This window comes from Paenibacillus sp. T2-29 (assembly GCF_052921365.1).
This window is the reverse complement of the sequence record NZ_JBREVE010000001.1, coordinates 522756-536968: the sequence shown is the minus strand read 5'-3', so window position 1 is coordinate 536968 and position 14213 is coordinate 522756. Positions and strand designations below refer to the sequence as shown.

13 protein-coding genes are annotated in these 14213 nt (G+C 44.1%); 10 read left to right on the top strand and 3 right to left on the bottom strand.

Translation table 11 applies throughout. The features are described from left to right. Position 1: 1 nt before the first annotated feature. The gene (locus ACU1JV_RS02970) at positions 2-868 is read left to right on the top strand and encodes an AraC family transcriptional regulator (RefSeq protein WP_413986612.1); all 867 of its coding nucleotides are present in this window, start codon (positions 2-4) and stop codon (positions 866-868) included. A 77-nt stretch (positions 869-945) separates the two neighbouring features. On the opposite strand, the gene rpsD is transcribed toward ACU1JV_RS02970, so the two are convergent. Next, complete coding sequence (gene rpsD, locus ACU1JV_RS02965) at positions 946-1545, bottom strand: 30S ribosomal protein S4 (RefSeq protein ID WP_013371873.1); 600 nt, start codon at positions 1543-1545, stop codon at positions 946-948. Between the two features lie 435 nt (positions 1546-1980). Here rpsD and ACU1JV_RS02960 point away from each other — a divergent pair, with 435 nt between their 5' ends. The 5 genes from ACU1JV_RS02960 (at position 1981) to ACU1JV_RS02940 (ending at position 6914) form a co-directional block, all read left to right on the top strand. Then, positions 1981-3966, top strand: coding sequence for a sensor domain-containing diguanylate cyclase (locus tag ACU1JV_RS02960; RefSeq protein ID WP_413986611.1), 1986 nt, complete (start codon positions 1981-1983; stop codon positions 3964-3966). A gap of 169 nt (positions 3967-4135) precedes the next feature. Further along, positions 4136-4957, top strand: a complete 822-nt coding sequence (locus ACU1JV_RS02955; RefSeq protein ID WP_025675465.1) for a hypothetical protein — start codon at positions 4136-4138, stop codon at positions 4955-4957. 76 nt (positions 4958-5033) lie between these two features. Further along, entirely contained in the window at positions 5034-6149 is a 1116-nt protein-coding gene (locus ACU1JV_RS02950; RefSeq protein WP_413986610.1) for an aminopeptidase, read from the top strand. Between the two features lie 91 nt (positions 6150-6240). After that, positions 6241-6483, top strand: a complete 243-nt coding sequence (locus ACU1JV_RS02945) for an HPr family phosphocarrier protein (protein WP_013371869.1) — start codon at positions 6241-6243, stop codon at positions 6481-6483. 140 nt (positions 6484-6623) lie between these two features. Next, the gene (locus tag ACU1JV_RS02940) at positions 6624-6914 is read left to right on the top strand and encodes a YlaN family protein (protein WP_007431028.1); all 291 of its coding nucleotides are present in this window, start codon (positions 6624-6626) and stop codon (positions 6912-6914) included. A 230-nt stretch (positions 6915-7144) separates the two neighbouring features. On the opposite strand, the gene cax is transcribed toward ACU1JV_RS02940, so the two are convergent. Continuing rightward, positions 7145-8215: a calcium/proton exchanger gene (gene cax, locus ACU1JV_RS02935; RefSeq protein WP_025675467.1), complete on the bottom strand. Its 1071-nt coding sequence runs from the start codon at positions 8213-8215 to the stop codon at positions 7145-7147. Between the two features lie 191 nt (positions 8216-8406). Between cax and ACU1JV_RS02930 the strand changes: the two genes are divergently transcribed. Continuing rightward, entirely contained in the window at positions 8407-8772 is a 366-nt protein-coding gene (locus ACU1JV_RS02930; protein ID WP_013310912.1) for an Asp23/Gls24 family envelope stress response protein, read from the top strand. 227 nt (positions 8773-8999) lie between these two features. Here ACU1JV_RS02930 and ftsW read toward each other — a convergent pair whose 3' ends face one another. Beyond that, complete coding sequence (gene ftsW / locus ACU1JV_RS02925) at positions 9000-10262, bottom strand: putative lipid II flippase FtsW (protein WP_040103401.1); 1263 nt, start codon at positions 10260-10262, stop codon at positions 9000-9002. 248 nt (positions 10263-10510) lie between these two features. Between ftsW and ACU1JV_RS02920 the strand changes: the two genes are divergently transcribed. From ACU1JV_RS02920 to ACU1JV_RS02910, 3 genes are all read left to right on the top strand, one after another. Beyond that, positions 10511-11716: a M20 family metallopeptidase gene (locus ACU1JV_RS02920; protein WP_413986609.1), complete on the top strand. Its 1206-nt coding sequence runs from the start codon at positions 10511-10513 to the stop codon at positions 11714-11716. A gap of 84 nt (positions 11717-11800) precedes the next feature. After that, the gene (locus ACU1JV_RS02915; protein WP_025365208.1) at positions 11801-12229 is read left to right on the top strand and encodes a CBS domain-containing protein; all 429 of its coding nucleotides are present in this window, start codon (positions 11801-11803) and stop codon (positions 12227-12229) included. A 160-nt stretch (positions 12230-12389) separates the two neighbouring features. Then, positions 12390-14213: a DNA repair helicase XPB gene (locus ACU1JV_RS02910; protein ID WP_413986608.1), complete on the top strand. Its 1824-nt coding sequence runs from the start codon at positions 12390-12392 to the stop codon at positions 14211-14213.

Below are 14213 nucleotides of genomic sequence, written 5' to 3'. Positions count from 1 at the left end.
TATGGACTACTTTAAACGAATTCAGTGTGCGATTGAGTTTATTGAATTGAATCTCCGGGAGGATTTAAAAATTGCCGAGGTTGCTTCACAAGCATACTTTTCAGCTTTTCATTTCCAGCGGGTTTTTCAGGCCATTTCGGGTTTTACAGTGCAACAATATATAAGAAGGAGAAGATTGTCCGAGGCGGCTAAACGGCTAAAGCAATCCAATCAAAAGGTATTGGACATTGCTATTGAGTATCAGTACAACTCGCAAGAAGCTTTTACTCGCGCATTTGAAAAAAGTTTTGGGATCACCCCTGGGAAATATCGTAACTGTGATATTGAGCTTTCTGGTCAAAGCAAAATCAATTTTCTGGATTACCAAAAAAACGCAACGGAGGAATTAGAGGTGAACAAGCCTGTGATATTGCAACTCGAAACGACCAAAATTGTAGGATATGAATATAAAACAAATCTGAATAATGAGCAGCACTATAAAGAAATCCCAGGATTTTATGAACACTTTGGCGCACATGAATATTTTATGTGTATTCCGAATAAAATCGCTCCGGGAATGTCATATGGGATTGCCTGTCGATTTGAAGATAACGGTGCATTTTCATTTGTGGTGGGTGAGGAAGTTGAAAAAGAGTCAAAAGAACTGGCAGAGGGTTTCATATATATGGAGATTCCAGCAGGCAAGTATGCTGAGTTTGACGCTTCAGGTTCAAAAGGACGAGTTCAGAATATACGAGATTTTATCTATGGCACATGGCTTCCTAACTCTAATTTTGAACGGAGGGAGGGGCCTGATTTTGAAATTACGGACGTGATGAATTCCTATCCTGATCATTTGAATATAAAAGTGTACATCCCCATTGAATAAAAATCTGAGGCTTAATATGTGGGGAATATAAAAAGCACCCGAATGAATTCGGGTGCTTTTTGGTGCTAATGCAAGGATTAGCGGTTGTAGAACTCGACGATTTGTTTTTCATCGATATCTTGGGACAATTCAGCACGCTCAGGCAAACGAATGTATTTACCTTCCAGAGCTGCGTCATTGTACTCCAGGTAAGCTACCAAGTGGTTACGGTTTTCCAAAGCTTCTTTGATGGAAGACAGGGAACGACTTCTTTCACGAAGACCGATCACGTCGCCAGGGCTTACTTGGTAAGAAGCGATGTCAACTTTTTTACCGTTCACAGTAACGTGACCATGAGCTACCAATTGACGTGCGCCTGCACGGGAATTAGCAAAGCCAAGACGGAATACAAGGTTGTCCAGGCGGCTTTCCAGCAAGAACATAAAGTTTTCACCAGCGATACCGTGCATGTGTTGAGCTTTGTTGAACAGGGTACGGAATTGTTTTTCACCCAAACCGTACATGTGGCGCAGCTTTTGTTTTTCTTGAAGCTGCATACCGTAGTTACTGATTTTTCTCCGTTGGTTTGCACCATGTTGTCCTGGAGGGAAAGGGCGTTTCAATTCTTTACCTGTGCCGCTCAGGGAAATACCGAGACGACGGCTCAATTTAAATTTAGGACCAGTGTAACGTGCCATTATAGAGTTAACTCCTTCATAATTAAAATTTGAGTTGGGGCTCTCTTTGCGCTCCAATTTGTTCGGCGCTACCTAGAAGGTGAGACGCACTACTGACAGAAAAGTTCAGCCGCTGTCCTGTCAGCAACAAATAAGATGAGGGTGACACAAACTGTTACGCCCAAAATTTAAGATCCGCACAGTAGATAGTTCTGCCGTACAGTCTTTTTCAATAATATATATTATATGTTATAGTGGGTCAATGTCAAGTAGAGAAAAAGAATGAAAACGTCAAAATTTGTCGATAGGGCTTAAGAACTAAAAAGGTGGGACGAATTTCTGAAAAATGGATGCAAATTTCTAAAGTTGAGAGTAAAATAGATCATATTATGAGCTATAGTGGTGTATAGCCGCTGTCTTGGTACAGCTAATTTTGCTGTGAAGGAGCGCCTTAATATGTCGGAATTTTCAACAACGGATCAGCAAACGCTTGACAGTAAAACAGTGCAGGCTAGCGGTGCTCCGCTGTTTGATGATAAAGGATATACGTCTTTTGCCTGGCTCCAGAACATGGATATGACACCCTATGATTACCCCTATATTAATCAGCTTCTCGTCCAAGGATATCGGAATTGGTTACAGCAGAGCAATGGTATATCCTGGATCAGTGAAGAGTATACTGCTGTCTTTAATTTTACAGGTGTTCGGGTTGCTGGTAGGGAAGAGGATGATGAAGAGGATTTAGAGTTGGTCGAGCGTTGTTGCATATCTAGAGAGATGGAAGTGAGCCAGCGCAAACTTCGAGATGGGAGCCTTGCATTTGTATATATGGTTCCCATACTATGCCGCAATTACAAGAGAGAGCCTTTCGCCGCTCTTCGTTTTACACGGCCTGCTCAACATTTTGTCTCGAATCAGGACGCATTGTTAGTGGCTTCTTTGCATTTTAGATCCTGCTTTTACTCGAAGTTTGAGTATATATTTATGGAAGATATCCTAGGGATGCAGAATCGGAGCGAACGCGAAGGCAGACGCCGCTCTATTTTGTTTCAGATTGTAAAACGGATGCATGACAAGATTGATGTAGAAGGCGTGCTGGATGAAGTATTTGGAAGTATCGCCTATTTGTTTCCCCATGTGGATATCACGTTGTATATGAGTCAGGATCGGCACAGTCGAAATCCTCAGGTCAAGCCTTTGTTGCTACATGAACGGGACGAGGATGTATGTGTCCGTGCATTTATGAAAGGGCAAATGGCTGTGAATGAGCCTGCCGGTCCACAAGATGAAATAACTGAAATCGGTATCCCGTTACGTGGCAAACAGGGCGTATATGGTGTTTTCCATATGATTCTTCCGGCAGGTGCGGATAGTATGGAAAAAGTGGACGTAGAGCTGATTGCGATGATGGCAGATACAGCTGGCACCGCATTTGAAAATGCGAAGCTGCTGGAGCAATCGAATGTACTTATCCATGAATTACGGCTCATTAATGAGTTGGTTCAGCGTTTGAATCAGAGCCTGAAATTAAATGAAATATTTGAGTTTGCCGTGCAGGAATTATTAAAAATGTTCATGGCCGACTTTTGTTGTATTGTGCAGCTGGATCAGGATGGAAGTTGTTTTAGGGTGATGTCAAGCAATGTGGAAAGTTTAAAGCTGGAGAGTTACCCTCGTGAAGGTGGATTTGCTGGACTGATATGCAAAACAGGAGAACCCGTGATTGTGTCTGACTATAGAAAGGATGGGAAGATATCCTCTCGGTTTATGGATACAACGGACTCTCAGTCTTTGATGGCTGTGCCTATGAAGAACAGGGGGACTCCTAGAGGGGTTATATTATTGTCGAGCAAGCTTCCACATTTTTTTTCTTACGATAATTACAAGATGCTGCAAATGCTAGCTCCTCATATCGGACTGGCCGTAACCAATGCTATGCTGCATGCCGAGGTGCGGCGTCTGGCTAATATGGACATGTTAACAGGTTTGTATGTACGTCATTACGTAGACCGAATTATTCAGGAACATCAGGAAAAGGATTTCTGTGGCTCTCTTATTTTGGTTGATATTGATCAATTCAAGCAGGTGAATGATACGTATGGCCATCAGACGGGTGACGAAATTCTGAAAAGCGTCAGCAATATTGTTCGCTCGGCGACCCGTGATGAGGATGTATGTGCCAGATGGGGCGGAGAGGAGCTTGCCATTTATTTGCCGCAGTTGGGGGTTCAACAGGCACTGGGATATGCAGAAAAAATACGTAGCCGTGTACAGCATGAAACTAATCCTCAGGTGACTGTTTCTTGCGGGATTGCCGAATGGAACTGGCTGGACGAGCAAATCAGCATCGAATCTTTATTTTATAGGGCTGATATGGCCTTGTATGAAGCGAAAAATGAAGGACGTAATCGTATAGTTATTGATCATGTAGGCGATATGTAGAGAATATTCCTTAGGGAATGTTCTCTTTTTGTTTTGCATAACCGATTGTAGACAGGTAATCCTAAGCATAGCTATAACCTGGATGTTCTGAAACAGAATTTTTATCATGATTTATAGTCATGTTTAGGATAGGACGGATGATGGTATGCATTGGAGAAAGCAATGGGTAATGCGGGGCTGTATGTTTCTGATTATATGTGTGTTAAGCGGTTGTGCACTGGATCGGCAATATACTCCTGAGCAGATTTTTAGAAGAGCTGTTGCAGGAATGGCTGGCAGAGAGAGGATAACGTTTATCGGACAGACTAGAATCAGAACTGACGGCCTGCCTACGACTAAACAGTTTGAATATCGCGGGAAGCTAAAAAATCACGATGAACTAATCATGCACTGGGGATCTGCAGAGGCTTTGCGTAAGCAAGGCGACTATGTAGCACTGAAAGAAGATAAGTTTGAGCCTGGTGTTACACATGAACGGTTTCTTCGTCAAAATGGAAAATGGATTGCGCTGACATCTGGGGATACTTCTATGGTTCAAAATGGCATGTTAAATCGCTTCAATCCGATACAGGAGCTTGAGGAATTAAACACACTGAATAAGAGCATTCGTATGGAAAAGGGAGCTGCCCGGGGAACTTGGATGGTGAGGATTGAACCAGAACCTGCCTCAGCAAAGCGTTGGTTGAAAGAACGTTTAATGGAAGAAATGAATACGTTAAATCCTCAAATCAGGATATTAAAAACGCAGCATACAAAAACGAACCAAGAGCTGCAACAAAAGCTGAGTCAAGTATGGAAGCAGAGTTGTGAGGATATGAACAATCAGCTGGAGCATTCCAATGTGCGGACTGTGTACCATTTAACTATAGACCGCCAGACGGGTTTGCCTTTAAAGCTGTCGTCAGAATGCCGAATTTCCCGACAAGTTGCGAATGAAAAGCTGCACCAAGAGGCTCTGATAACCAGAGTTGCTTTTGAGGACTACAAGTAACGGAGCGGGCATGATACAATGGGATTTGAATTAACCGTTGTTCAAAAAGAGCGAAATAAAGAAGGAGAGACACTACATGAAAGATCCTAGAATACTTAAGCTGGCGGAAAATCTGGTAGGTTACTCTGTTGAAGTGCAGCCTGGAGAAAATGTATTGATCGAAATGATTGGTACAGAGCGTGACTTGCTTAACACCATCATTCATGAAGTTGGTAAAAAAGGCGGAAATGTTTTTGTTCAGCTTACAGATCGTAAGGTTCAGAGCGCTATGCTTCGCAATGCAACAAAGGAAATGCTGGAAACTTGGGCTGAAATTGACCTCAACCGGATGAAACAAATGCACTGTTACATCGGAATTCGTGCAGGCGAAAATGTAAATGATCTGTCAGATGTACCGGAAGATAAAATGAAAATGTATAATTCCATTTATCAGCATGCGGTACATAGCGAACAACGAGTGAAACACACCAAATGGGTAGTGCTGCGTTATCCGAATGACAGCATGGCTCAACTGGCCAATATTAGCACTGAAGCATTCGAAGATTTTTATTTCGATGTATGTAACCTGGATTACGCGAAAATGGACAAGGCTCAAGATGCATTGGCAGACCTGATGAACCGGACAGACAAAGTACGGATCAGCGGTCCAGGTACTGACCTAAGCTTCTCTATCAAGCAAATCGGAGCCATTAAGTGTTCGGGTCAATGCAATATTCCGGATGGCGAAGTATATAGCGCGCCTGTACGTGATTCAGTTAACGGAACCATTAGCTATAATGCACAAACCCTATATAATGGAATTACCTTTGAGAATGTTAAATTCCGTTTTGAAAATGGTAAAATCGTGGAAGCGACAAGCAACGATACCAAGCGGTTAAATGATATTCTCGATTCCGATGAGGGAGCACGCTATATTGGCGAGTTTGCCATCGGGTTTAACCCACACATTTTACACCCAATGAAGGATATTCTGTTTGACGAGAAGATTGCTGGTAGCTTGCATTTTACACCAGGTCAAGCTTATGAAACGGCGGATAACGGTAACCGTTCTTCGATTCATTGGGATTTGGTATTGATTCAGCGTCCGGAATATGGTGGCGGTGAAATTTATTTTGATGATGTTTTAATCCGTAAGGACGGTATTTTTGTGCTGCCTGAGCTGGAGCCGTTAAATCCTGAAAACTTGAAATAACGATATCTGTTCTTGCTGAGAAAGCGATTTCAATGTATCATAATGAATGAGCATTGATATATGAAAATCCAGTAAAGCGAGGGATCTCACTATGTCCAACAATAATGCGGCGGTTGTTGAAATTGCACAGACGGCGAGCAAATTCACTTCTTCCATCGTCCTTCATTCCGAAAATAAGTATATTGATGTGAAAAGTATACTGGGCTTGTTTACGACCTTGGTCAGCAGTCACAGTTATGAGCTGCATGTTCACGGACCTGACGCAGAGGAAGCCAAAAAAGCGATTATTGAGGTGTTCCAGAAGCACGGGCTGCACATTTCAGTAGCCACCTAACTTATTGAGGAAGCAAAAGCATCCCTACCTGTAACTGTAGGGATGCTTTTTTTGTCAGGTTCTTGTATTAGCCTGCAATTTGGTCTAATATTAAGGTTAGGACGTCTTGTGCGACATTGAGACATAGGGGGGAAGAATCCATGACTTCATCTGATTTGCAGGAACAATTGAATATCAAGGCCATTAATCTGCTTCAGGAAGATGCAGATAAAATAAAGAAGCTTATTGAAGTACAGATGGAGAATCTGGCAACCCGTTATTGCCCTCTCTATGAGGAAGTGCTGGATACTCAGATGTACGGATTTTCCAAGGAAGTGGATTTTGCGGTTCGCGCCGGACTTCTTCCGGAAATGGTAGGTAAACAGCTGGTCAGTGAGCTGGAACGCAATCTGGCTATTCTATATGAGGCCATGAATAATAAGGCTAATTAGGAAGACGGTTGAATTGATGAGAGCATGCGAAGTTTGAGAGCATGCTTTTTTTGATGCCATTTTTTAAAAAGAGGATGAGAGGTCGCTTTTTAGCGTTCACCTTTGCCCTTGAATTTTAACAGCTTACAGGATTATATTGTCTTAAAAATTCAAGGGCAATAGTGATCAGGAGATTAAATAAAACGCGAAGCAATCACTACAATTTAATCTACATTTTAAAACTTTGGAAGCTACACAAGGAAGAAGGATACACCTAACAATACATACACTACCAGCAGCATAAGTCCCTCATACCAGTTGGTTGATCCGTCCTGGGTGATGGATTTGGCGATAAATACAGCGACGGCAATGGCTACCAATTCAATGGTTGTGAAAACAATATTCATCGTGTTTCCCATAAAGTAACTGACAAAAATCAGCACAGGGGCAACGAATAGGGCAATTTGCAAACTGCTGCCGACAGCAATTTCAACAGATGCACCGATTTTGTTCTTCATAGCCAGTAAAATGGCAGCGCTATGTTCGGCCGCATTACCAATAATAGCGACAAGAAATGCACCCACGAACAATTCGCTGAGTCCAAATTGAGTCGTAAATACTTCTAGTGTACCTACCAGCCATTCGCTGACAAAAGCGACCATAACGGTAGCGAGTACCAAATAGGCAATGGATTTATTTCTAGACCATACAGGGGCATGCTCATGCGGCAATTCTTCATCTTTTTGTTCGGTCACGTCAGCTAAATAGTCCTTATGCGTAATCATAGAAAAAATAAGCCAAGCAATATACGCGACAATAAGCGTGCCTGCAACGATAAGACTGAGTGTATCTGACTCGCTATCCGTGATCACATGCGTGTTCAGAAAGACAGCTGGAACGAACAAGGCAATAACAGCCACAATCATCAGGGAGCCACTTAATCCAGCCAGCGATATATTGAAATTTTGTACTTTATATTTCAAACCGCCAGCAAACAGACTCGCTCCGAGCACCAGCAGCAGATTGCCGATGATCGAACCGGTAAGACTGGCCTTTACCATATCGTAAAGACCTTCTTTGACGAGAAAAATGGCGATGATCAGTTCGGCTGCGTTACCAAAGGTGGCATTTAAGAATCCACCTAAACGTTGACCAGCATAATGAGCAACACTTTCAGTCGCCCTACCGAGAAAACCGGCTACGAATACAACAGAAATCGCACAAATGACAAATTGGGCTATGGCATTCCAATGTGTGTAATGAGCGACTGCACTAAGAGCAAATGTCGCTAGGAGCAAAGCGGGAGATAACCATTTTTTCAATGAAGAGCACCTCGATATCAATAGTTGTGTACAAGTTTGGTGAATACTGTCACTTGTATGGATTTTCTAAATTAATATACCCAAAATGATATAGGTTGTAAACGAACGATGTTTTTATACGTAAGGTTTGCATTTGGAGTGGCTGAGGCTTTACAATACAAATAAAGGATGGATGAAGGGGGACATAGGTCATGGCAGAGCAAATTCAACAACTGGAAGCAGGAAACATCAAGATTTCCAACGATGTCGTAGGAAAAATTGCCGGGATGGCCGCATTAGAGACACCAGGCATTGCTGCAATGTCAGGCGGCTTATCGGAAGGCTGGGCCAAAAGGCTGAGCGGTAAAAATGTACAAAAGGGCGTATCAGTGGAGGTTGGACAACTGGAAGCTGCCATTGATCTACGTATTATCGTGCTCTACGAAACACCTATTCATGAGGTGTCCCGAATTCTTCAGCAAAATGTGCGAGAAGCCGTCGAAAGTATGACGGGATTGCGGGTCGTGGAAGTGAACGTAAAAGTGGAAGGTGTCGCCTTCAAGGACGATGCAGTGTAATAGACCCATCACATGCTAAATGGACATTTTTCACCAATGGTATAGATGCCGGGAATTCCCTGCGATAATCCGAATAAGTTACACGAAAACTGGTGGTTATAAAACGCCAGTTTTCGTTTTGTGAATCTGCTGGATAACATTTTGCAGACGGACCTGTAGTTATATACATATACAAAAAAAGAACTTCCAATGCCACCGTGGTTAGTGGCTATATGGAAGTTCTTTTTTTAGCGGTAACGATTGGTTCTACGAGTTTGAAAGCGAGTAGGGACTTCATTACGGACAGTTACCCCTGTAGTGCGTTCTTGCACTGCTTGTTTGGTGTTCTCACGAGAAATACTGAGCATGATGCCCATGGAGAACATCATAACAAGCAGGGAGGAACCACCAAAGCTAATAAACGGAAGGGTTACGCCAGTGATTGGAATCGTTTGGGTTACTCCGCCGATATTAATGAAGGCCTGAATGGCGATCAAACCCATGATGCCAGTGCCCACCAACGTTCCGAACGGATCATGGCAACGCAGAGCAATGAGCATGCCTCGCCAAATGAAATACAAATATAGCATTAGGAAAATGGCTGTTCCGATAAATCCAAACTCTTCACCAATGACAGAAAAGATAAAATCATTAAATGAATTGGGCAAATAATGAAGCTTGATAATGCCTTTACCAAATCCTGATCCGTTTAAGCCGCCTTCGCCAATAGCTTGCAAAGACTGCACCAGATTGTATCCCGTTCCTTGTCTATACTTCTCAGGATCAAGAAAGGCTTGAAAGCGTCCGATTTTATAATCTTGCTTGGCAGCAGTAGCTTGTCCATTTGCGCTTTCGGAATCTCCTCCAAACAATGACCCAATACCAAATACGATGGAAGCGCCTAGCACGAGCAGGATGATTGATGCGGTAATGTGTTTGACGCTGGCTCCCCCGGCATAAATAATCAGGCCACTGGTGGCTACCAAAATAAAGCAGGAGCCTAAATCTGGTTGAAGCATGATGAGTCCTGCGACAGAGCCTACAATGACAGTTACAGGTATGTAGCCAGTCCGCAAATCTCTAAATCGATCTCCTTTTTTGACAATCAGCGCGGATAAGTAAAGAATGATGGAGATTTTTGCAAGTTCCGTTGGCTGGAAGCCAATACTACCAAATCTGAGCCAGCTTTTTGCACCATTCAGAGAGCCTGTAAAAAGAACGATGATTAGCAGTAATATGGTTATGAAAAATAAAGGCACAAAAAGCTTTTTATATTTTTCCATCTTAATATTCATAGCTACCAACATAATGAAGAGTCCAAGTACAGCAAATGCGGCTTGGCGCTTCACAAAATATAAAGAGTCAAAATTGTATTCTTTATTCAGCAGAGCTACGCTGGAGCTGGAGCTAAATACCATGATTACACCGAATCCAACCAGCAACAAAGTGAGGATCAGCAATTGGAAATCCGGTGTCCCTCTTCTTCGAGTCTCCGGCTTCGTATTTCTCATATCAGCTTCCCCCGGTATTCGCCGCAAGGTACATTCCTCGCAGACGTTTATCATTTTATCGTTTATCCATTTTATCATAGTATGTTTGATAGGCTTCTGCAACCATCTGGAGCAACAGATATCACAACAATTCCATATCTGCTACAATAGGATAAAAATAAAGGCTTGAGAGAAACGGCGCATACGTGGTAAAGCTGCATGATTTATCGGAAACTTGCCCGATGTTTTAAAAGGAGAGGTGGAACATAATGACACAACAGGCGATGGACCAAACCTGGTTCGATCAATTACAAGAAAACATGGTAGAGTGGCGTAGACATTTACATAAGAATCCCGAAATTTCTTTTCAGGAAAGTAAAACTGCCGCTTTTGTAGCGGATAAGCTAGAAAGCTGGGGATTAGATGTTCGTCGACAGGTAGGGGGACACGGTGTTGTAGGTACCATTCGTGGTGCCAAACCTGGACCTGTTGTTATGTTGCGCGCCGATATGGACGCTCTTCCTATTCAGGATGAAAAGGAGTGTGAATATCGCTCCACCGTGGATGGGGCCATGCATGCTTGCGGACATGACGGACATACGTCCGTATTGCTTGGGACAGCTTACTATTACAGTCTGAACCGCGATGAGCTGGAAGGAGAAATCCGATTTTTGTTCCAACCTGCGGAAGAATTGTTGCCTGGAGGTGCGGTCAATGTAATCAAAGATGGTGTACTGGAAGGTGTGGAAGTTATTTATGGCATCCATTTATGGACACCATTCTCGGTCGGGACCGCTGCGAGTTGTGCAGGGCCGTTGATGGCGGCGGCCGACGATTTTTATATTGAAATTGCAGGTAAGGGTGGACATGGTGGTATGCCCCAATCTACAAATGATAGTGTGGTGGCAGGCTCAGCTCTTGTTATGCAACTGCAGAGTATCGTAAGCCGTTCAGTCGACCCGTTAAGTCCTGCTGTGTTGACGGTGGGAACCATCGAGGGGGGCTCTGCGCAAAATATAATTGCGGAAACCTGTCGCTTGAGTGGAACCATTCGTACGTTTGATGAGCAGACCCGGACGGTCATGAAGGAGCGACTGCATGAGGTAACTGAGCTTACAGCAGCAACATATGGGACATCAGCAAAGATTCGTTACATTATGGGATACCCGCCAGTTGTTAATGATACGCAAGAAGCATCTCGCTTTTTTAAGGAAGCAAAGCTTGTGTTCGCCGAGGGGAATGTACAGGAAGCGCCAAAGTTGATGCCTGCCGAAGATTTTGCGTATTATTTGGAACGTGTGCCAGGTTGTTTTATGTTCGTAGGGGCGGGTAATCCGGCCAAAGGTGCAATTTATCCGCACCACCATCCAAAATTTGATTTTGATGAGGCTGCCATGATTAATGCGGTTCGTTTATTTATTGCCATGTCTACCGGATACGCAGCGGAACGAAAAGCAGGGGCAATTAACGGCTAATACGAGCTAAATTGGGAACGGTCCAATCTGGAGTATGAGCTGAATGAAATGGGGTACCCTACTCTTGAAAAGGAGGGAGTACCCATGAAAAAGGTTCAGGAAGTTATGACTAAAAAATGTGTAACGGTGACCCCACAAGACAATATTTATGAGGTTGCAGTCAAAATGAAGGACAATGATACTGGTTTTATCCCAGTTGTGGAAAGAGAAGGCAGTGACAAGTTGATCGGTGTAATAACGGACCGTGACCTTGTCGTTCGTGGTTATGCGGACAAGCATTCCGGTTCTAGCTCAGTTGATGCGGTAATGACGACAGGTATTCGTACAGCTAGTGTGGACATGTCGGTGGACCAGGCAGCTGAACTGATGGCAGAGCAGCAAATCCGTCGTTTGCCCGTGACGGAAGGAGACCGTCTGATCGGGATTGTTTCGATCGGAGATTTGGCGGTTCGTAATATTTTTGCAGACAACGCTGGAGAGGCGCTTAGCCAAATTTCCGAGCAGGTTCACTAGAAGGATAATATAGTAGGCACCAGTTTGGGACGGTCGTTATCCCGAGCTTCTGATCAGGAGTTCAACCCGAGTGTGGGTTGAACTCCTTGCTATTCCGGTTGATATCCGAATAAACGGATAAGCTATTTATTATAGAACTTTTGAGTGTCAGGAGGTAGTCATGAATCCCGATCATCCTTGTATTGTACAACGTGATTTTACCGTTCTGCTGGAAATGGGTTTGCCCGATTCGGAATGGGCCCGTTCACAGTTGCAGGCTTATGCGGAGCTGGTAAAAAGTCCGTCCGCTTTTCATACATATCACATTACTCCATTGTCGCTCTGGAACGCAGCCGCTCTCGGGTGGAGTGCTGAGGACATTCAAAATAGTTTGCACGCTATGTCCCGTTGGGATATTCCGCGTGATTTGTTGAAGGATATTGAACAGCTTGTTTCTCGTTATGGGACGTTGACGCTGTCACGGGCGAGTGCAAAAGAAGAACAAACTTACGGCACAGATACGATTGACGCGCATCGTGATGAGCAAGAGTCAGACAGAGATACAAAGACGAGGAAAGCCAACACATACACAATAGGTGATCACTTGATCTTGGCAGTAGAGACTCCAACTTTACTGGATGAGCTATTGAACAAGAAAGAGCTAAAACAGCTTGGTTTGCTTCGCACCAATAAGACAAGCGCATCCGTACCGCCCGAAAATCGTGGCTTGCTCAAGCAGGAATTAACTCGCTTGGGATATCCCGTTGTGGATACGGCAGGTTATCTTGAGGGGAATCTGCTTCGTTTTACCTTGAGGAAGGGACAAACGGAGTTGCAGCTTCGTGATTACCAGCTGAAAGCTGCTGATGCATTTGAAGGCACAGACGGCTTAGGGGGGAGTGGTGTACTAGTGCTCCCATGCGGAGCCGGAAAAACAGTGATCGGTATGGCAGTGATGAATCGACTTCAGTGCGAGGTGCTTATTTTAACTTCTAATACTATCTCTGTGCGGCAATGGATCGAAGAATTGAAGCAAAAGACGAATATTCCTGTCGATTCTATCGGGGAATACAGTGGTCAGAAAAAGGAGGTGCGACCGATAACGGTGGCAACCTACCAGATTTTGACGCATCGTCGCACCAAAGACGGAGAGTTTGAACATATGAAGCTGCTGAGTGAGCGGAAGTGGGGACTCATTATTTACGATGAGGTACATCTGCTGCCTGCGCCAGTATTTCGAGCGACGGCTGATATTCAGGCTACCCGTCGTTTGGGTTTAACAGCCACGTTAGTTCGAGAGGACGGGTGTGAGCGGGATGTGTTCTCTTTAATTGGACCCAAACGGTACGATATGCCGTGGAAGGAACTGGAACGACAGGGCTGGATTGCTCAGGTCGATTGTGTAGAGTTGCGTTTGCCTATGACCGCTGACCTTTTGGAGCGAAGTATGCGCGCTGAAGGCAGACAGCAATACCGAATTGCAGCCGAAAATCCGGCTAAGCTGGAGGCAGTACGCAGTCTGATGGAGAAACACAAGGGGCTACCCACGCTTATTATTGGTCAATATTTAGACCAGTTACGTAAATTGGCTCAGGAGCTGGACGTTCCACTGATTACGGGATCCATGACTCAGAGTGAGCGGGTGCGTTGGTTCGATGCGTTTCGCAAGGGTAGTATTCAAACCCTATTGGTATCCAAGGTGGCGAACTTTGCGGTGGATTTGCCGGATGCAGCGGTGGCCATAGAGGTATCGGGTAGCTTTGGCTCCCGTCAGGAAGAAGCGCAGCGACTTGGCCGCATTTTACGACCAAAGCCAGGAGAGAATAAAGCTTATTTTTATGCATTAGTGACAGAGAACAGTAAGGAGATGGATTTTGCAGCACGTCGTCAGCTGTTTCTGATTGAGCAGGGCTATGAATATGCGGTTCGCAGGTTTGATAGGACAATGGCTAGCAGAAGCCAGGAGGATGGGACAGAAGATGGTGGAAAGAAAAAGGAGGCCTAA